General features: G+C 40.5%; 21 protein-coding genes. 7 read left to right on the top strand and 14 right to left on the bottom strand.

Annotation, left to right across the window (positions count from 1 at the left end; translation table 11 throughout):
* From BUE31_RS22535 to BUE31_RS22500, 8 genes are all read right to left on the bottom strand, one after another.
* Window positions 1-886, bottom strand: an 886-nt coding sequence (locus BUE31_RS22535) for an NHL repeat-containing protein (protein WP_073406090.1), incomplete at its 3' end; no start/stop codon positions are given.
* A gap of 627 nt (window positions 887-1,513) precedes the next feature.
* A complete protein-coding gene (locus BUE31_RS22530; RefSeq protein ID WP_200801965.1) occupies window positions 1,514-2,641 on the bottom strand; it encodes a toxic anion resistance protein in 1,128 nt (375 codons plus the stop codon).
* Between the two features lie 76 nt (window positions 2,642-2,717).
* Window positions 2,718-3,332 (bottom strand): TerD family protein, encoded by a 615-nt coding sequence (locus BUE31_RS22525; RefSeq protein WP_073406089.1) that lies wholly within the window; start codon window positions 3,330-3,332, stop codon window positions 2,718-2,720.
* Window positions 3,333-3,335: 3 nt separating this feature from the next.
* Window positions 3,336-3,890, bottom strand: coding sequence for a TerD family protein (locus BUE31_RS22520; protein WP_073406088.1), 555 nt, complete (start codon window positions 3,888-3,890; stop codon window positions 3,336-3,338).
* On the bottom strand, window positions 3,880-4,725 hold the full coding sequence (locus tag BUE31_RS22515; RefSeq protein ID WP_073406087.1) for a phosphoribosyltransferase family protein: 846 nt from the start codon (window positions 4,723-4,725) through the stop codon (window positions 3,880-3,882). The genes BUE31_RS22520 and BUE31_RS22515 overlap by 11 nt, the downstream gene beginning before the upstream one ends.
* The gene (locus tag BUE31_RS22510; protein ID WP_073406086.1) at window positions 4,725-5,423 is read right to left on the bottom strand and encodes an HAD family hydrolase; all 699 of its coding nucleotides are present in this window, start codon (window positions 5,421-5,423) and stop codon (window positions 4,725-4,727) included. The genes BUE31_RS22515 and BUE31_RS22510 overlap by 1 nt, the downstream gene beginning before the upstream one ends.
* Window positions 5,424-5,471: 48 nt before the next feature.
* Complete coding sequence (locus BUE31_RS22505) at window positions 5,472-6,149, bottom strand: TerD family protein (RefSeq protein ID WP_073406085.1); 678 nt, start codon at window positions 6,147-6,149, stop codon at window positions 5,472-5,474.
* A 9-nt stretch (window positions 6,150-6,158) separates the two neighbouring features.
* Complete coding sequence (locus BUE31_RS22500; RefSeq protein ID WP_073406084.1) at window positions 6,159-6,734, bottom strand: TerD family protein; 576 nt, start codon at window positions 6,732-6,734, stop codon at window positions 6,159-6,161.
* 261 nt (window positions 6,735-6,995) lie between these two features.
* Between BUE31_RS22500 and BUE31_RS22495 the strand changes: the two genes are divergently transcribed.
* Window positions 6,996-7,817 carry a TerC family protein gene (locus BUE31_RS22495; RefSeq protein ID WP_073406083.1) on the top strand — a complete coding sequence of 274 codons (822 nt, stop codon included), beginning with the start codon at window positions 6,996-6,998 and terminating at the stop codon, window positions 7,815-7,817.
* A 6-nt stretch (window positions 7,818-7,823) separates the two neighbouring features.
* On the opposite strand, the gene BUE31_RS22490 is transcribed toward BUE31_RS22495, so the two are convergent.
* From BUE31_RS22490 to BUE31_RS22475, 4 genes are all read right to left on the bottom strand, one after another.
* Entirely contained in the window at window positions 7,824-8,231 is a 408-nt protein-coding gene (locus BUE31_RS22490) for a hypothetical protein (protein ID WP_143167213.1), read from the bottom strand.
* 62 nt (window positions 8,232-8,293) lie between these two features.
* The gene (locus BUE31_RS22485) at window positions 8,294-8,719 is read right to left on the bottom strand and encodes a DoxX family protein (RefSeq protein WP_073406081.1); all 426 of its coding nucleotides are present in this window, start codon (window positions 8,717-8,719) and stop codon (window positions 8,294-8,296) included.
* Window positions 8,719-9,516, bottom strand: coding sequence for an NIPSNAP family protein (locus tag BUE31_RS22480; protein ID WP_073406080.1), 798 nt, complete (start codon window positions 9,514-9,516; stop codon window positions 8,719-8,721). Before BUE31_RS22480 ends, BUE31_RS22485 begins: the two co-directional genes overlap by 1 nt.
* 182 nt (window positions 9,517-9,698) lie before the next feature.
* On the bottom strand, window positions 9,699-9,929 hold the full coding sequence (locus tag BUE31_RS22475) for a DUF4287 domain-containing protein (protein WP_073406079.1): 231 nt from the start codon (window positions 9,927-9,929) through the stop codon (window positions 9,699-9,701).
* 177 nt (window positions 9,930-10,106) lie between these two features.
* Between BUE31_RS22475 and BUE31_RS22470 the strand changes: the two genes are divergently transcribed.
* Window positions 10,107-10,937: an SDR family NAD(P)-dependent oxidoreductase gene (locus tag BUE31_RS22470; protein WP_073406078.1), complete on the top strand. Its 831-nt coding sequence runs from the start codon at window positions 10,107-10,109 to the stop codon at window positions 10,935-10,937.
* Between the two features lie 60 nt (window positions 10,938-10,997).
* Here the strand turns inward: BUE31_RS22470 and BUE31_RS22465 are convergent, their stop codons facing one another.
* The gene (locus BUE31_RS22465; RefSeq protein ID WP_073406077.1) at window positions 10,998-11,210 is read right to left on the bottom strand and encodes a hypothetical protein; all 213 of its coding nucleotides are present in this window, start codon (window positions 11,208-11,210) and stop codon (window positions 10,998-11,000) included.
* A gap of 18 nt (window positions 11,211-11,228) precedes the next feature.
* Complete coding sequence (locus tag BUE31_RS22460; protein ID WP_073406076.1) at window positions 11,229-12,152, bottom strand: DUF6268 family outer membrane beta-barrel protein; 924 nt, start codon at window positions 12,150-12,152, stop codon at window positions 11,229-11,231.
* 345 nt (window positions 12,153-12,497) lie between these two features.
* Here BUE31_RS22460 and BUE31_RS22455 point away from each other — a divergent pair, with 345 nt between their 5' ends.
* From BUE31_RS22455 to BUE31_RS22435, 5 genes are all read left to right on the top strand, one after another.
* The gene (locus BUE31_RS22455; protein WP_073406075.1) at window positions 12,498-13,130 is read left to right on the top strand and encodes a TNT domain-containing protein; all 633 of its coding nucleotides are present in this window, start codon (window positions 12,498-12,500) and stop codon (window positions 13,128-13,130) included.
* Window positions 13,127-13,480: a hypothetical protein gene (locus BUE31_RS22450; protein WP_073406074.1), complete on the top strand. Its 354-nt coding sequence runs from the start codon at window positions 13,127-13,129 to the stop codon at window positions 13,478-13,480. Before BUE31_RS22455 ends, BUE31_RS22450 begins: the two co-directional genes overlap by 4 nt.
* Before the next feature lie 382 nt (window positions 13,481-13,862).
* Window positions 13,863-16,697 carry a TonB-dependent receptor gene (locus BUE31_RS22445; RefSeq protein WP_073406073.1) on the top strand — a complete coding sequence of 945 codons (2,835 nt, stop codon included), beginning with the start codon at window positions 13,863-13,865 and terminating at the stop codon, window positions 16,695-16,697.
* Between the two features lie 31 nt (window positions 16,698-16,728).
* Window positions 16,729-18,153 (top strand): hypothetical protein, encoded by a 1,425-nt coding sequence (locus BUE31_RS22440; protein ID WP_143167212.1) that lies wholly within the window; start codon window positions 16,729-16,731, stop codon window positions 18,151-18,153.
* Between the two features lie 16 nt (window positions 18,154-18,169).
* Window positions 18,170-19,378, top strand: a complete 1,209-nt coding sequence (locus BUE31_RS22435) for a metallophosphoesterase family protein (RefSeq protein ID WP_073406120.1) — start codon at window positions 18,170-18,172, stop codon at window positions 19,376-19,378.
* Window positions 19,379-19,403 lie beyond the last annotated feature (25 nt).

Here is a 19,403-nt window from a genome sequence, read left to right as displayed (position 1 = left end):
TTACAATAAGCTGGGGGGCGCCATTAACAGGGTATTCTACAATACCTGTAGACCCAAAGTCGGCTACAAATACATTGCCTATGCCATCTACAGCCACACCGGTGGGAAGATTTAATCCACTGCCTAAGTTATTGTACCCGCCAGTGCCAGTTACCTGCACTACCTGGGGAATATCCGGTATTGGCGCCTGAAAGGACACGAAAATATTTCCAAGCCTGTCAACTGCTATGCCGGTATCAAGATTGTTATCATCAGTACTTATTACAATGCCCGGGCCGCCACCAACCGGATATTCGGTTATCGCGCCAATACCTTGGCTAGTTTCTAACACAAATACATTCCCTTTGCTATCAACAGCTACGGCCACAGCATCACCGATTGATGTGGTGGTGATAGCGCCGCCACCGGCCGGTACTTCTTTAAGATCACCTGAATCGGTTACCCATATATTCCCTGCAGGATCAACGGCCACCCCGGTTGGGCCGGTGAACCCGGAGCCTACAGTTGTGGGCGCGCCACCACCTGCAGGGATCTTTTTTACAAGCTTATTGCCATTGTCGGCCACATAAACATTGCCCGCAGCGTCAGTTGCAAGGCCCATCGGCACGTTGAACCCGGAAGCTAACGTAGTAGCGCTGGTGTTATAGCCGTATGCCGCCACCCCGCTGCTGGTAGGCGAAAGCGTTACAGCTGTTCCGACCGTATACGTTTGCGGCGTGCTGTAACTTAAAGTCGGCGGCTGTGCAAATAGTTTAACGGATGCCGCCGTTATCATAACCATTATTACTAACAACGTCTTTGCGAAACACGTGCTGGCCCGGCCAACGGTTTGCTTTAACTGCTTTGCAGCAGTAGCTGCGGCTAATGAAGAGTAGAGCTTTCTCATAACAGTATATTTAATATATATATCGGTGGTTAGCCGTATTAAAATACTTTAATATAAAAAGACATTTCCTGTAACACCTGTATCTTAAAGATAAAAGGATGATGAACAGGGGAATCCATCAACAGGAATATCTAGTTGTCAATATCTATTAAAATTAAATAAGCTATTTTTTGCGAGACACGATCCGGCGGTCGTCCGGGTATTTTAAACTATGACCAAGGTTTAGTATTAGTGATATGCAGTTTAAACTAAAAAGGTAACTATTATAAAGGTATAATGAAATACTTTACAAAAGCAAATTTTGTAACACTCAAATAATTTGTAATAAGATTGTTACATTTAACTCCATGATCAATAGTCCAATGAGCAATAGCAGCACATTTAAGTCCATAGTCTTTAGGTAACTTCTAAAAACTCCTTTTTTTCTAAACGTCGATTTCGGTGTTTTTTTTAAAAAATGGTTTTTAGTGTAATTGCATAAACCGGTTGATTTTTAAGTATTTATCCCTTTGTTTGTTCATTATTGAGCACACGTATCCCGCGCTTTAAGCTATTTGTAATTTTCTAAACATATTCCAGGTCAAATTCATAAGGCCGACTATTGCTTCAACCCGCCTTTCGACCTAACTACTGATTAGTTACCGTCTTTTTTAGCTCTGTTTCCAGGTTTTGCAATTCAGTATTTAACGTTTTCCTGTTTTGGGTTCCTTCTTCGTGGATCCGTTTCACTTCCGTTAAAGTGTCAATCAGCGATGCCGTTGTTTTCTTTAACGTATCTAACGATACCACTGTTTTTTCGTTCTCGCGGGCTACGTCAATACTGTTCTGTTTTAGCAGCTCTGCATTTTTTTGCAGGATAGTATTCGTTGTGTCCGAGATCTTTTTCTGCATCTCCACATTTTCCTTTTGGCGGTTTAACGCCACAGCAATGGTAAGCTGGTTTTTCCAAACCGGGATAGTGGTTGATACGATCGACTGCGCTTTTTCGGCAATGCTGGTATTGTTGTTTTGCACCACCCTGATCTGCGCAAGCGATTGCATCATAATAAAACGCACCACCTTCAAATCGGCAAGGCGTTTATCAAGCCTATTGGTGAAATCGCGCATATCGGCAATTTCATAGTCATTATAGGCCGATGGGTTGGCATCCATTTGCGCAAGCTGCTCATTAAGTTCATTCAGCTTCAGCTGACCAGATATGATCAACTCTTCCATCTGGTGAATGTAGCTTACATTGCTATCAAACATGGTTTGCAGCGAAGCGTTGTCCTTAATGGAGTTGATCCTGCCAGCCTTAATTTTATTGGTGATCTTATCAATATTGTTAATTACGGTATCATACTTCTGAAACAGTTTTTTAGCATCGAACACCAGTTTTTTTACAAAAGGGATATGTGATATAAATGAGGTGAATGCATTTTGATTCAGCTCATCAACATCAATATAGTTCAGTTCAGTAAGCAGGTCGTTAATAAGGCCGCCAACTTCCCCTGAATTATAAGTACGCACCGAAGTTAAAAAGGTATTGCTATACTTTTCCATGGAGCTTTGAACTTCCGTACCATAGTTAAGGATCGAGTTCACGTCTTTCGGATCAATAGTTTTACTTATTTCGCCGTATTTTTTTACCTCGTCCGGGCTTATATTGGCAAGATCTACATTGCCCTCCTTGTCTAGTTTAACCGGGGTATTGTTGCTTATATCAAGCTTAACCGGGGTAATATTTAGCTCGTTGTTATCTAATGTGCTGTCCATAATTTGTTTCTTTTAAAATATTGTTTTTATAGTAAGCACCCGGATCACCACTGAATAAAACCCCGGTGCATTTTTGTTATAAATAATTTTGGCTAACTGTCTGTACTGTTTCTTCCAGCTTCTTGTCGCGGGTAGGCTCGCCAATGGCATTAAACTTCCACTCGGCGTTCTTTTTGTAAAATACCCCCATCACCATTGATACATGGCCGGCAAAATCTTTACTATGGCCAATATCATAGGTAGCGTAAACCTCGTTCACCCTTTTTGGCGTACCCTCATAAATGCGGATAGAGGCAAAAGGAATGGTTCCGAAGTCTTGTCCGCGGAAACTGTTTAGCACAAAGGCTACATAGTTTACGGATGGGTTTAGGCGCGAAAGATCGAGTGTGATCACCTCGTTATCCAAGCCGTCATCACCATCCATATCGCCGGTAAGGTCATCCCCGCTATGCTGAACGGCGCCATCTTTTGAGCGCAGGTTACCAAAGTAAACCACATCTATCAAATTTTTGGCCTCGTCAAATATTGCACAGCTGGCATCAAGGTCAACAGCTTCCTTTGTTATGCCGAAGCCAAAAAGGCCCTTTTTTTCAATTGCGCCCCAGTTAATGCCTACGCAAACGCTTTGCAGCTTGCTGCCGTTGCTTTTCTCCAGGTTAATACGCTGCCCTTTTTGAAGATTGATAGACATAGGTTATTGGTATTTATTTAAATAATCCTGCAAGCCGCCCTTCATGCCTGCACCAACAGCCTCAAACTTCCAGTTATTATCCTTTTTGTAGATCCTGCCAAACTCAACGGCCGTTTCTATCGAAAAATCTTCCTCCAACTCGTAATTTAAAAGGTCGGCGTTGGTAGCTGTATCAAAGATCCGGATAAAGGAGTTGCGTACCTGGCCAAAGTTTTGCCTGCGGTTTTCGGCCTCATGAATGGTAACCACCACACAGATCTCGGTTGCTTTAGGGTCTATTTTCGAAAGATCGATCTTTATTTGCTCATCATCGCCATCACCCTCACCGGTTAAGTTGTCGCCGGTATGCTCAATGGCGCCATCCGGCGATTTAAGGTTGTTATAAAAAATAAAATATTCGTCTGCCAGTAATCTTTTATTTTCGCCTAAAACAAAAACAGAAGCATCCAGGTCAAATGCGCTACCTGTTGATGAGCTGTTGGTATCCCATCCTAAGCCAATGGTGAATTTAGGCGCGCCAATGTTTTCGCGCTGCCCTTTTTGCAAATTAATTGCCATGTTTTATTAAATTATTATTGTTCACAAATAGATTTTCGGTAATAAAGTTAAGGTTTTTAGCATAGGCGTCAATAGTGTGATAACCATTGCCCAGCGCCATATCATAAAGTAAATTAACGAAGCTATTGTCCTGGTTTTCAATAAAGATACAAAAGCATTCAAAATTGTAATTCAATATATATTTTACAATTCGTGTATTGATAATGAAATTACCGCTTTTGATGATCGGCTCCAAATCAAATATTGTTTTTACCTGGTGATAATTCAGCAGGTTCTCAATATTGGGGTGGATGCTTTTGTTTACCAGCTCCGCAAAATACAGCATGTAAAGATCATTTTGCAGGCCATATTCAGCAACCATTTTCATTATCATCCGCTCATGGCTGCCGGTTATTTTAATATCATCTAAAAATATAAGCGTTTTACCCTCCAAAAACTGTTTATCAATGTGGAATGAATCATTACCGATCAGGCTGATCCTTTCCTGCGCATTTAATTCGCCATAATCTTCCTTATAGGTAATGGTACGGTGTACCTTGGTTTCCTGTACTACAGCATATCCGTTTTCAGCCAGCCAGCGGTTAAGCCGGTAAACAAACCATGTTTTCATGGCGAAGGTAGCTGTGGGAATAAACGAATACGGGCTGGAAATCACAACTATTTGCTGCTCAACGGGCTTTTTTTCAAGGTGCCGGACTATAAATCCATCAGCCAGGCGGGTGCCAAAACATTTTGCAACCGCATCATCGCCAAACTTAAAACGACTGTAATCATCCGGGTTAAAACCAAACACCGAAGAATTATTTATGTGATGTAATGAATAAGTTGCTTTCATTAATTTTTTAAGCTTGTTATATCCTGGTTGTTTGAATTAATAAGCATGCTTTTTATACCTGCCGCATTTGCGCCTTCAATATCGGTTACAGGGTTATCGCCTACGTGTATAATGTTATTTAAATTGATTTGTTTTGGATGATTTACCCGTTTGATATTTTGAAGCATCAACTCAAAAAAAGCCGGATTTGGTTTTGACATCCCGGCCTCGTCCGAGTAAAGCTGAAAATCAAAATATTGATCTAACTTTAATTCAGCTAATACTTTTTTTAATGTTATACCTTTTATAAAGCCGGTATTGCTTAGTAAGCTAAATGTGCCACCGCTTTTATTTTTTAGATGATCAAGCACCTCAATTGTTACAGGTGAGTACAGCACAGGCAAATAGTTAAACAAAAGCGTTTCCATATCCTTATAAAGCTTACCCGTATCAATATCCTTAATATTTAATTGGTTATCATTTATTAAGCTGATAACCATCAGGTACATTTCTTCCGAATCAATATTCTTTCCGGTGTTTTCATTAACGGCATTACACATTAAATCAACCTGCCTGAAAACCTTTGCAACCTCGTCAATGCTTTTATTGAAGGGGTTAAAGTCGCTGTGAAAAATTTTTGTCCGTTCGATCTTAAAGTCCGGGTTTGATTTGATAAGCGTTAACCACAGATCAAAAGAGTAATGCTGGTAATACGGCATAGAGCGACTGTAAGATGTACTTGTTGGACTTGAAATTTTCAATAAACCCTAAGCCTGGTAGCCTCTTAACAATTCTAAAAAATTATCGGTTTGATGCGGATCGCCAATGGCCCTGAACTTCCATGAACCATCTCTGCGGTACACTTCGGCAAAGGTCATAGCATGCATACCGTTATAGGTAGCATCGCCGGAAAGGCTGAACTTTGCAATTTCTTTTCCCCGGTTATCAACCGCTCTTATAAAGGCGTTATCAACCATGCCAAAATGCTGGTTGTTTTTGCGGCCCTGGTAAATGGCAACAATAAAAATAATCTTATCATATTTTGGATCAAGCGCATCAAGCTTTACAATTATCTGCTCGTCATCACCATCGCCGGCACCGGTTCTGTTATCCCCGGTAAGCCAGATGTTGCCTGATGGATGTTTCATGGAATTAAAATAGATCACATCTCCTTCGTACAAGTTTACATTGCTGCCGTTTGGCCTTTGTACCGTGCGCCCCATGTTGGCCACCTTGCCATTCTTATCAAGCAAAAAAGCAATAGCATCCAGGTCATACTCTACTTCTTCGGCGCCGCCGCCAAATAGCTTGCCTAAAAAGCCCCCGCTTTGGGTTTGCTTTACATCCCATCCTAAGCCAATAGTAACAGACGATAGGTCATAACTATCGCCATTATCATTTTTACGAAGGTCAATAGTTTGACCTTTTACCAGGTTTATAGCCATAATATTTTTTTATTTAATGATCTGTCCTTTAAAATACTTGCTCAAAAAGAAAGCAAGGTCTTCTTTATAACCAACTCCCGATGCTTCAAACTTCCATTGGCCACCGCGTTTATATAAACGACCGAACTCAATGGCTGTTTCAATTGAAAAATCTTCGCCTAGTTCGTACTTGCAAACTTCGTTGCCTGAAAGATCGTCAATTATCCGGATGTATGAATCGCGCACCTGGCCAAAGTTTTGCCTGCGGGCCTGCGCTTCGTGAATAGTAACCACAAAAAGTATCTCCTGGATCTTGGGATCAACCTTAGTCAGGTCGATGTTGATGGATTCATCATCGCCGCCATCGCTGTTGCCGCCTGACGGATCATCACCGGTATGGTGAGCAGATCTGTCCGGTGAATCCACATTATTATAAAAAACAAAGAATTCATCTTCCGGAACAAAGCGGTTTGCATCAATCATTATTGCCGACACGTCCAGGTCAAAGTCATACCCTGTTCCTTCGTTTGGGTTCCAGCCTAACCCTACTGTCATTTTAGATAAGCCGATATCTATTTTTTGTCCTTTTTGTAAGTTGATAGCCATTGCAGTATATATATATATATTATTAAACGCGCGTCTTGTTGTGAATTGACGCTGTTATTTGATTTAAATTGTGAAACTAAGTTACAGTATTTAGTAAATACCGATGTAAATAAATAATTGTAATAATTTAATGGCTTTAGCATCAAATGGGTGTTGTATTATTTTAATATAACTATAAACGGGTGCCGGAATATTTTAATTTATATATTAGGGCACTTTTGCGATACCCCTATGAAACGGCTTAAATAAATTATTTTATCTATGGACTTATTACACAAATTATTAGGGGAAGATATTCGGGCCGGATTGCTGGTCATACTTAATTTAATACTGATTGAAAGCCTGCTATCGGTTGATAATGCCGCTGTTTTGGCTACTATGGTATTGGATCTGCCAAAAAATCAGCGTAATAAAGCGTTGCGTTATGGTATTATAGGGGCTTATGTATTACGGGGCGTTTGTTTGTTTTTAGCAGCATGGCTGGTTAAGATCTGGTGGTTAAAACCAATAGGCGGTTTTTACCTGCTTTATCTTAGTTTTAACTATTTTAAAGGAAAGATCAACGCTGCTAACAATGGTGGTGAGAGTGAATCAATTGATAAAAGTCAAAATTGGCTTTACCGCTCAACAGTAGGTATGTTTGGTATCTTTTGGTCTACGGTGGCCATTGTTGAACTGATGGACCTGGCCTTCTCTATTGATAATGTATTTGCGGCGGTAGCCTTTACCGACCATGTGTTTTTAATATATGTAGGGGTGTTTATAGGCATACTTGCTATGCGTTTTGTGGCGCAGGCATTTGTAAAGCTGATGGAAAAATTTACCTTTTTAGAGACCGTTGCTTTTATAGTAATTGGTGTATTGGGTATTAAACTTTCTGTTTCATTATATACCCATTTTGCTCCGGGAACCCCGGCAGCCGAAATGCTTGAAGGGAAACATGTAGATGTTTTTGTATCGGTATTTACGGTAGCAGTGTTTGTTATCCCGGTGCTTACCTCTTTACTGTTCAACTTCCCGAAAAGGAATATTATTAAGCCTGAAATAGCAGAAGAAGCTGAGGACGTACTTAATAAGAGTTAAGCGATTCTACTGCTTTTCATAATAGATCTCGGTGCCGTCTGCTGCAATGGGCGTTGTGCCAAAAAAGGTGAGTTTATTTTGCTCAATTTTATAAAAGGTTTTTTCGGACGCGGTGTCATTATCATAAATTATCCGGTTAACCAGGTTATTTGTGTTGCCTGATTTTTCCTGGACTATTTGGTAGGTGCCACCTTTTTGCAGTACGCCTTTAATAAAACGTTTATAGCTGTCATTATTAAAATTTATAATACTACCGTTGCCCGGTTTACCATCATTCATGCTTGAATCACGGATGCAGAAACAGGTAATGCCACGATACTCCCAGGTACCATTAAGCGCTATTTTTTGTGCAGTATCATTCTTTTTACAACTTAGTAAAATAGTAAGCAGGGCTAACATTAAAATTTTTTTCACGGCCATTGGTTTATTTAAATACCATTACGGCTGTAAATATTAAAACGATACAGCTATATTATTCATGCCGGTTTTTTTGATAGCAAACTATCTGCATGCCATTTATCCCATTGGCTGGGAACTAGCAGTATGACGATCAATAAAATGGCGCGGGGCATTACGTGCTGCAGATCCCAGATAGGTTCCATAAGTCCATGACCGAACGACACTATCAGCAGATCAATCGCCAGCAGGTAACAGGCATATTGCCTGAAAAGCCCGATGATGAGCAAAAAGCCGCAGATAAGCTCAACATATGAAGTGTAGTAAGCGGTACCCCAGATTAAACATTTTGGCAGGAAAGTTTTTTCGAAATCCTTAAAAAACAGGTTGTACACTTTGAGTACGGTGTAGGTAAAAATCTTACCGTAGCCTTGCATCAAAAAAATTACCCCAAGCAGTGCCCTTGTAAAAAATATGGCAGCAGCACGTGATGTTTTATCGTCCATCAGATTTGCGAATAAGCAGTTGGCACCAGCAGGGTTGAGGTTATTTTATTAACCAGCAGCGCATCGGCATATTCCGGAACTGCACTTATTTCATGCCATTGGGTGTCCATTACAAAATCTTTCCAGTGCGATTCTTTGTCGGCAACGTCATCAAAGGTAACCATGTAAGTAAGGTTTGGCCTTAGGGGGCCTATAATAGTTTCGCCCCAAAAAACGGGATTAAAGCCGAGGCGCTTAAAAATATCAATCTCGCCTTTATCATTAAACATCTCTATTTTTTTCTTTCCGGCGGCTTCACTTGCGCTTTGGTACTGGCGCAGCTCAAAAATGCGCGGCTTTTTTTCGGGGGCGGTTAACGTTGGGAAATGTGTAAATGCTTTTAAAAGCGAACTGTCAATACGTTCATAAGCGGGCTGGGTTGCAGGCGCGTTAAGGTAAGCCGAGCCTTTGGCTTTAAACTCAGCGTCCTTGCCAATGCTATCGGCAATGGTGCTAAAATGGTTAAGGCCGTTATAAGCAGTAAGCACAAAGATTTTTGTTTGCCCGGTGGGTTTTAGTTCAGTAAACACTCCTGTGTGTTTTACACCTAAGCGGTTTAATGCGGGGATAGCTGCATTTTTTAAATAGTCCTCAACCAGTTTTTGCTGGGCATCGTCTTTTAAATTATAGGCCCTAAGCTCATAAAATTCCGTTTCGGCTGTTTTGTTGTTCATAATTTTCGCATTACTTAAAGCGGGTAAAACAGTGACGGCAGCGCCACCAATTATTGTCGACTTTACAAACGAGCGTCTTTTCATGGTTGAGGGTTAAATTTGGATAGCTAATGTAATGATTTGTTTTGACTGGCAATTGCTTCAATGCATTGGCGTTAATATCGCGCGCAGATTTTACTCACCCGGTCGACGCTAGACCTGCCCTCTCTTCCGCAAGCGGTAAAGCGCTTTTTGTCACATTACCGGGAAATTCAACAAAAAATTACCTATTTACTATCCTCCCTTTTTATACCTTTCAACAACGCGTAAATAGCCATAGCGTGCCCATGCCCAAGGTTGAAATCTTCTTTAAGCCATTTTACAATATCACCGGCTTTTACACCTGGTGATAAATCGCCATTTTGGGTAAACCCTTTTTCGGCTGCAAGCTGCCTGAAATCATCGGGGCCTTTGCCTGTTTTCTCTTTTATGGTATTTAAATATCCCTGGAAGGACATATCAGTTGCGGTTTATTATGCTAAAATAGGGGAATTATTTATAGCTCCTGAAGTTTACTTATTGATTAAAAACAGCACAATAGGTACTAAAGGCTATTTAATTTTAGGTACGGATTATATTTAATAATCACTTACATTTATAGTAATAAATTACCCAATATAAACCTTCACAAAACAATGTATAACAATTATTACCGCGATAAAGTAGTTCTGGTAACCGGTGGAGGCTCTGGCATGGGGCGCGGCTTGTGCGAAGGGCTGGCCGAATGTGGCGCCATAGTTACCTGTACCGATATCAACCTAAAAAACATTGAAGAAACGGTAAAGTTAATTGGTAAAAGCAATGTTAAGGCCAGGAAACTTGATGTTACACAACTGGCAGATTTTGAAGAAACGATTGCCGATATTGTAAAAGAGAATGGCCGGATAGACCTGATCTTTAATAACGCAGGCATAGGCATAAGCGGCGAGTTGCGCGATCTATCTATTGAGCACTGGAAAAAGGTATTGGATATTAATTTTTACGGCGTGCTTTATGGTTCACAAACGGCTTATTTGCAGATGCTAAAACAGGGTTTTGGGCAGATCGTAAATACGGCGTCCCTTGCGGGGTTGCTTGATATGATCCCGCTGATAGGGCCTTACAGCGTTTCAAAGCATGCTGTTTTAAATTATACCAGGGTGCTGCGGTATGAGGCAAGGGCTTTTAATATAAAAGCAAATACAGTTTGTCCCGGTTATATTAATACGTCTATTATTGATGCTTTACCGGCTGTAAATTCAAAATCCGGCTGGAACCGTGAGGCTATAAAGCAGTTTGAGCCCGGATTACCGGTAAGCAAAGCTGTTGAGTACATTTTGAAAGGTGTAGCAAGGAATAAGGAAGTGATCCTGTTCCCACGGGTTGCTCGACTTATTTTACATTTTTCGCGGTTATTTAAAGGTCTTTATTTAAAAGCAAGTGATAAATCATTGAAAGATTTCAGGGAGAAATTCAGGTTAAATTAAGCTGTTATTTTTAATGCAGTTGAAAACTGCAACAATACGCAACCAGAAAGATCGAATCACTCACCAGCTAAGTATTTCACAGTGATGCCCCTTATTTTGTAGAAAAATAATAATTGAATCAACTGCAAACCCGTCGCCTTCAACCCGGAGGATGCGGTCGCAATCCTCCAGGTCGAAACTGATGCAACAACCCGGCGCGTGGTTCTTTAATTCGCCGATAATTAACTTTGAACGCCTTATCCCGGTAACATCGGTTTTAAAAACTTCAATCATATTGCAGATGTATGCGTATTAAAAATTATAATTGATGCCGGTTTGAACTGCTACACCATTTTTTTTCAGTTGCTCAAGCGGCTTTAATTTGTCGATGTTGTTAAATGGCACCCAGTTAACTTTTTGATCTTTAGCGTACAGATCCAGTTGCTGTCCGAAGTTATAGCCTGCATTTAGATTTATAGAAAAGTTGCCGGCCAGGTGATATTCGTAAAATAAACTTGTTTTCATCTGGCGTGCCTGGAAATAATCACTATTCATTTTTTGCGAAAGCCGGTAAGTACCTCCGCCCAGTCCAAAGTCGCTATTAATGCCAATGAAACTCTTACGCGACAGTTGGTAAGTTAGTTTTTCGGAAACAGGTAACATTGCCGACAATGTTAATTTATCGCTGATGTTCCAGTCAACTCCCACAACAGGAACTAATACTGTCCCAAAAAATTGTTTTGAATAAGCCGCCCCCAACGTATAGGAGAATTTAGCCGACTTTCGGATCTTAAGTAAAACAGCGCCCGAATAGATCATGTCTTCCCCCGAAATGTCTTTGAGATCACTTGAAAGCATAGGGGTAAATGAAGTGATGAGCGCGTATTTAGGAGAAAAAGATTTTTGCCAGGTTAAGGATACCGAAACTGAATGAAAGTTTGAGCTGCCGAACTGATTGCCCGTCCCCGAGAGCCGTAGCCCGTTATATCCTATCCCGGCCAGGAAAAAATCATACTTTCCATCCTTTAGTGTGTTGTACAGGGGAACAGCCAGTTTGCCGTTAATCTGTTGAATGCTCACATCTTTGTTATTTATTTTAAAAGGGGAGTAGGAATAGTCGGCTTCAAATGAACCTATCGGAGGGTGGATTGCTGCTTCACTGGCTTGCTGTGCAGTGGATTTATATTTAATTATAAGCAGTATCAGCGTAATTAAAATAATGATTTTTGTTTTCATTTATAAAGATTAATGAGGTGAAAATATTCGCGTTTAAGACACGGTAATTCGCATCCACCCTTACTCTAATAAAAATATTTATTCTTTTAAACCTTTCTTGATCAGGCTGACCTGCTGATCGTGCGGGCGGAAAATTCATGCGTGGCGATATAGTAATATTTGTGTGGCTGAAAACTGCAATGCACAACCACGTGTTACAAAAGTGCGGGGAGCGGCTCAATGGATATGTATAAAAGTTTTTTTAACCAAAAAGCACAATACGTAAAAAATAAATATGTAAATTTCTATTGACGAAAGTTTTGTATCTATTATCTTTATCTAATAATTAACCAACAATCTTGTCCTATGAAAACAATAAGAATACTCCTACTCGCAGTAATGCTACCGTTCCTTTTAAAAGCGCAAACGGAGCTGCCTTCAAAACCACACAAACACGCCCATTCGGTAAATGCTAAAAATGACACCCTTGTAAGAGGGGTTTCTTTTAGTGTTTTTGAGAAATCCGTCTCTGATTTTTCGGACAGCACCAAAAAGCCGCTTGCAAAAACAGCTTGGAAACTTTGGAAAAACGAGAGATGGAGCGAATTGCAACAATTTTTTACCGCCAATAGCCTGAACGGGGGCTGGCCGCCTAACCGGGGCGCTTTATCATTAAAAATTGTTACACTGCAATCCGGTTTACTGGTTGATCGCTACGGAGGTTATTTTGATGCAGATAGCGTGTTCCAGGATAAGGGAACATTTGTGTCATTTATAGATGTACCGTTTCCACAACGAGCCTTGCCTGATAAAACACTAACCTCACCTTACAGGGTATATAAAATTATTAAACCAATTGCTGATGTTAAAAAAGGGCAGATTATTCCCTGGTTTAACAAGCCGGGTTTAGGGATCCAATATGAATTACCTTATAATATTAATGATCTGAAAAAAGGAGGTTATCTTGCCGAACAAAAAGATAAAGAACATCCAAAATGATCACAAAATATACAAAGGCAAAGTCATTAGTTTTTGATGGGGCTGAACGGGAGATCTTAACTAAAGAACTTGATCTGGGCCAGGCCGCAACTGTGAAATTTAATGACTTTGCCAATAATAATTTTGAAGACCTGAAACAGGTTATTAATAACGGTGACTTTGAATCTATCGTAAAAACCGGAGGATTTGTTCCGGATGGTGGCTTCCTAAATCTATATAAAAACAGCGATGGCCTAAGGTTATATTACTTTAAAAAAGATAATACAATTATTGTTCTTGCCTACGGAGAATTTCAACCCGGCCGCTATAAGCTTTACCAGGAAGGTGTTTGGGAAATAGATATAGCCTGAAGATCCATCCAGGTCAATGAATAATATCTTGTGCTGCAACTGATTTTGGCACAGGAATCGTAGTTTAAATCCATACATAAAATAGAAAAATGCCTGACTTATAAGAGGCATATTCAACTTTCTGAAGTTGCGAAAGTTTTGTTGATCAAACAAAAATCTACAGCACTTCTTGTGCCACAAACCTTAATTTTATATTAAGATAACATTACCCGTTTTGCCATTATCCTACTCTATTTTACCGCAATGTTAGGTAACAAAAAGCATTGTGTTAAGGAATTGCAAAAGGCGTTAAAAATCAGAATGTCTACAGAATTCACGGGGTTTCTTTGCGGTTTTTAGAGGACAATATGAAACTCCATTACCCCGCAAAACCCCTTAATTCATGAAATCAATTTTACAATTAAAAAGAATTTCTTTACTGTTATTTTTATTGACAGGTTTTTATTTTAACTCAGTTGCCCAGGCAATAAAAGGTAAGGTTTTTGATGCTAAAACCGGCGAGCCGCTTACCGGCGCAACAATTCAGATAGAACGGGGCAGTTTTAAACAATCGGAGTCTGCCCGGCTTGATGGTTCTTACTTGTTTAACAGCCTTCAATATGGCACCTATAAATTAAAGGTGAATTATATTGGATACCAGGTTTCACAGAGCTATGAACTTACACTCAGCAACTCAAATCCAATAGTAACACAAAATATTACCTTACAGGACCTGAGCACCCAACTTAACGAAGTAGCCATTATGAGCGATGGCAGCAAAGCAAATGATCACTCAGCCAGGAACCTTGAAAAAGTTGCTTCATCGGTAGTAAATATTTTATCGCAAAACGCAATCCAACTGCTGCCCGATGTTACAGTAGGTAATACCATGCAACGTGTTAGCGGTGTAACCATACAGCGTACAAGTAGTGGCGAAGGTCGTTATGCCATTATTCGTGGTATGGATCAGCGTTATAACAATACGTTGGTAAATGGCATTAAGATCCCAAGTCCGGATGATAAATACAGGTTTGTACCATTGGATATTTTCCCTTCGGAACTGCTGGAAAGGCTTGAAGTAATTAAAGCCTTAACGCCATCAATGGAAGGCGATGCCATAGGAGGCACCATGAACCTGGTAATGAAAAGCGCTCCGGACAGGTTTGTGCTTTATGCCAATGCTTCAGGTGGGTTTTCTACACTGTTTTCGTCATCAAGGCCTTTTACTGAGTTTAGCAGCTCGGGCATAAACGGAAGATCGCCTGCGCAGATAAATGGTAATGATTACGTAGCCAAATATTCAGATTTCAATAACTCGGCTATAACCAGCAACAAAAATCATTCAAGCCCATTTAACACCACAGCAGGGTTAACCATTGGGAACAGGTTTTTGGATAATAAGCTGGGTGTAATTGTTTCAGGAAGTTACCAGAATATTTATCGTGGCGCCAATTCAAAGGAATTAACTCCTAATGCACAGCCAACCGCTATTCCCGCTTCAAATTCGCCTTCTTTTTCTGATTCGTACGAAAGGTTTTATTCTACCCAAACCCAGCGTTTTGGTTTAAACGGAAAGGTTGATTATGTTTTTAACAAGAAAAACAAAATTTCATTTTATAACTTGTATGTACGTTCAAACGAATACATATCAAGGGTCACCGCCGATACCCTGGGCCTGGGCTTAAATTCAACAGCAAAAAGCAAGCAGGTAACTATATCTGACCGTAATACCTATACAAAACAAACCATATACAATGGTACTTTACAGGGCGATCATCAGCTTGCAGATAAACTGAAGTTTAACTGGAGCGGTGTTTATTCCCTGGCCAAAAGAGACCAGCCTGACCGCACTGATTTTTCGTTCGATCAAAATACTGTGGTTAATACTTCAGGCTTAATAACCAGCCGCGATTCAAATAACGTAAAGCTATCCCATCACTGGGAAAGTAACAGCGACAAGGATCTGGCAGGCTATGGTAATTTTACCTATAGCCCCAAAATAGCTAACCGTGTTGTTGAGTTTTCAGTCGGCGGCCTTTACAGGCACAAAACAAGATCAGCGTATTACATTGATTATAGCCTGGGCACAACCGGTAACCCGTTTTACCATGGCGATGTTAATAGCTTACCATTTGTTTTTTTAAGCCAGAACCAGGCTACCGGAGCATATAACACTGCATCAACAAACAACTATAGCGCTACAGAAAACATAAATTCGGAGTATTTACAAGTGAAATTTAACCTGCTTGATAGGTTACAATTGTTAGGCGGGGTACGTGTTGAAAATACTTTGCAAACCTATAATACCGGCGAGCCAATTACATTTACACAAAGAAACGGCACCATCAGCTATACTGACGTGCTTCCAAGCGTTCATTTAAAATACCAGTTAAGCGATGACCAAAACCTGCGCGCATCTTATTTTGCATCAATCAGCAGGCCGGGATTTGGTGAAATTGTTCCTTATAAAATTGACGGAGAATATTACAACGAGGTAGGTAACCCGGATCTGAAACACATTACAGCTAATAACTATGATGTTAGATATGAGTGGTTCCCTGGTGGTGCAGACCAGGTTTTATTAGGCGCTTTTTATAAAGACATATCAAACCCGATTGAGTACTTTTTGGTAAGGGATGGCGCATCGCCAAGCAGCCAGGATATTAAACCTGAAAATGCAGCATCGGGCGCTAAAAATTATGGACTAGAGGCCCAGGTAACAAAGTATTTTGGAATATTCGGGGTTTCGGGTAACTACACGTTTACACACTCGCGTGTAACAACAAATAAGCTACTTTATTATAATGATCCTGTTAACGGATTGCAGCAGAAACTTGTTGACCAAACCCGCCCGTTACAGGGACAGGCTAATCACGTAGGTAACCTTTCACTATTATTTAAAAGCCTTAACCTTGGTTTAGATATGCAGTTAGCCTTTGTATACACAGGGGAACGTATTGCACAGGTATCTCCTTATTATAATCTTGATTACTGGCAACATGCTTACAGCCAGCTGGATTTTTCTTTCGAAAAAACCATTATTAAAAGGCTGTCTTTTTACGGTAAAGTAAATAACCTCACCAATGCTGCAAGCAAGATCTATCTGAAATATCCACATGCCAACATTGATGCTAAGCAGCAGGAGTTTTTAGGCAAACAGGATATAACTAACCAAACCCTTGTGCAAAGTGATATCTACAAAATATCATTCTTAGGTGGTTTTAGATATAAGTTTTAATACAATGCAGATCCAATCAAAAAAAATAGAAATGAAAAATATAATATTTTCCCTTTTAACCGTATTAGCCTTTTCATTTGCAGGCTGTAAAAAATGGAGCGCAGAGCACCATGATATATATAATTATACATTGCCTGCCGCTAACCCTATCAGTGCCGATAAGCCTTTAACCTGCAGTGGTACAGGTTCAACGGTAATTGCGGCAAAAGGTACCATGCTGAACGGAAAAACCTATAGTGTTGAAGGTGGTTGCGACCTTGTAATAAACCCAACAGATACTTTATTAATGCAGCCGGGCGTTACGCTGAATATGGGTGCAAATTCAAGTCTTATTGTTTTGGGAACACTGGTTAGTAATGGTTCAAAACTGCAGCCAAACTTTATTACTGCTGCCGGGCAAACAAAAATGGATGCTCCTGGCCAGGTGGCTCCAGCAAATGATCCCGCTTATTCAGCAATTTGGAAAGGGATAATTGGCGGGCCTACCTGTAACCTGATGGTGCTAAGATGGACACACCTGGAATACGCCGGAGCAACCGAGGGTGGTGTTACATCAAAAATTGCTGGCTCAGGCAGCGGGAACCAGTATACTTTACTATTTGCCAACTACAAAGGCAATTTTATTATGGAAGATTCATGGCTGTATGGCGGTAATGATGATCCTATGCGCATCTCTGCCGGTCAGATAGCAATATTCAGGAATACCTTTGAAAAGGCTGGCTTTACGGGCGGCGATTGTATAAATACAAAAGGTGGTACTGTTGGTACAATGGCTTATAATATGTTTATTGGCACAGCAACCAACGGTCAAAAAGCATCAAACAAAGGGCAGGCCACCGGAGCCCCGCAAACCAACATTATAATGTACAACAATACGTTTGTTAGCGGTGGCTACAGGCAATCGCAAACCGGCCGTGGCGCTTGTATCAATTATGAAGAAGGTGCTAAAGGCATGTACTATAACAACCTTGCTGTGAACTGTAAGTTTGGATACAGGGTGGTAGGAAGCCCATCAGCCGATGTGGCAAATATGCATTATGGATACAATTACCAGTATGGTGATTCTGTATCAGTAACAAATCAATTTTATCCAACCGGGTATATAACACAACCACAAGCTACAGATTTTCCATCCATTACTTCATCCGCCAAATACCTGCCCTCAAATTATACACTGGGTGCTGTTTATGATGGCAGTGATGTAGTAGGTAAAGGAAATCCCCAGTTTATAAATTTCCCGTTGCCAACAAGCGGCCACCCGCTGAAGGATTATTCTGCTATAGGTAGCTATAATTTTCATCTATTATCAACCTCCCCTTTAATAGGGAAAGGCTATACTAATTTTCAGCCTTTAATTTTAGTTCCTGTTGCCCCTGTTTACGGGCTTTCAGAAGCTACGCCACCGGGAACAGACCTTGGTTGCTATCAAATTAACGGTAAGGGAAATCAGCATTAACAGCTCATCAATTTTTATGCATAACTGCAGTTCAATTAATTATAAGCAATCACCGGTAAAATTATTTTTACCGGTGATTGTTGCTTTGCTTTTAATGTTTTCAAAAAGCGTTTATAGTCAGCCTCAAAAAAGCGGGCTAATTAACCTTGTTTACAGCTCCGACGCGCATTACGGACTTAGCCGTCCAAAATTCAGAGGGGATACAGCCGTTAACAGCCATGTTGTAAATGCGGCAATGATCGGGCAGATCAATCAAATCCCGATGCTTCATTTGCCTGCCGATGGTGGTGTTAATGCGGGGCATTATGTAGGGCCTGTTGATTATATGGTACAATCAGGAGATATATGTAACCGGATGGAGATCCCTGTTCAAAGTGCTGCCGCATCATGGGCGCAATTTAATGCGGATTATATGGTTGGGTTGAAACTTATGGGGCATAATGGCAAACCTGCTAAATTGTTACTGGCGCCGGGGAACCATGATATTAGTAACGCAATTGGTTACTCAAAACCAATGATGCCTTTAACAGACCCTACAGCCATGGTGAAAATATATAACCTGATGCTAAAACCTGCTAAGCCAATGACCAATAATGCTTATGACTTTGAAAAGGACAAGATAAATTACTCCTTTAATATGAAAGGCATTCACATGATGTTCATCACTTTGTGGCCTGATTCTGCGGAACGGATCTGGATGGAAAAAGACCTGGATACTGTGGCCCCGAAAACACCGGTTATTATTTTTACACACGACCAGCCGACCTGCGAGGCAAAACATTTTACAAACCCGTTACCGCCTCATCAAATGACCACAGCTAATCAATTTCAAAACCTGGTTGCAGAAAATTATAAAGAAGGTGTGGTGGCTGCAAAAGACGATGGCGCCACCAATATTGAACAAAGGGGCTTTGTGAAGTTTTTAAAAAAGCATGCTAATATTAAAGCGTACTTTCATGGCAATAGCAACTGGAACGAATTTTATACTTACAAAGGCCCCGATAACGATGTTAATTTACCTGTTTTTAGGGTAGATTCGCCAATGAAGGGTAAATATTCAGGTAAAAATGAAACCTTGCTTTCGTTTCAACTGATAACAATAGACCCGCAAAAGCAGGAGATGACTGTGCGTGAATGTTTGTGGAATGCAACACCCGGCGACGCTCATCAAAAAACGGTGGTGGGTAAAAGCGCAACAATTAACCTAAAGGTAAGCGGATCATAGACACATTTATTTAGCGGGCAAATAC

Source organism: Mucilaginibacter sp. OK098 (assembly GCF_900142915.1).
GTDB lineage: Bacteria > Bacteroidota > Bacteroidia > Sphingobacteriales > Sphingobacteriaceae > Mucilaginibacter.
This window is presented reverse-complemented; position numbering and strand designations above follow the sequence as displayed.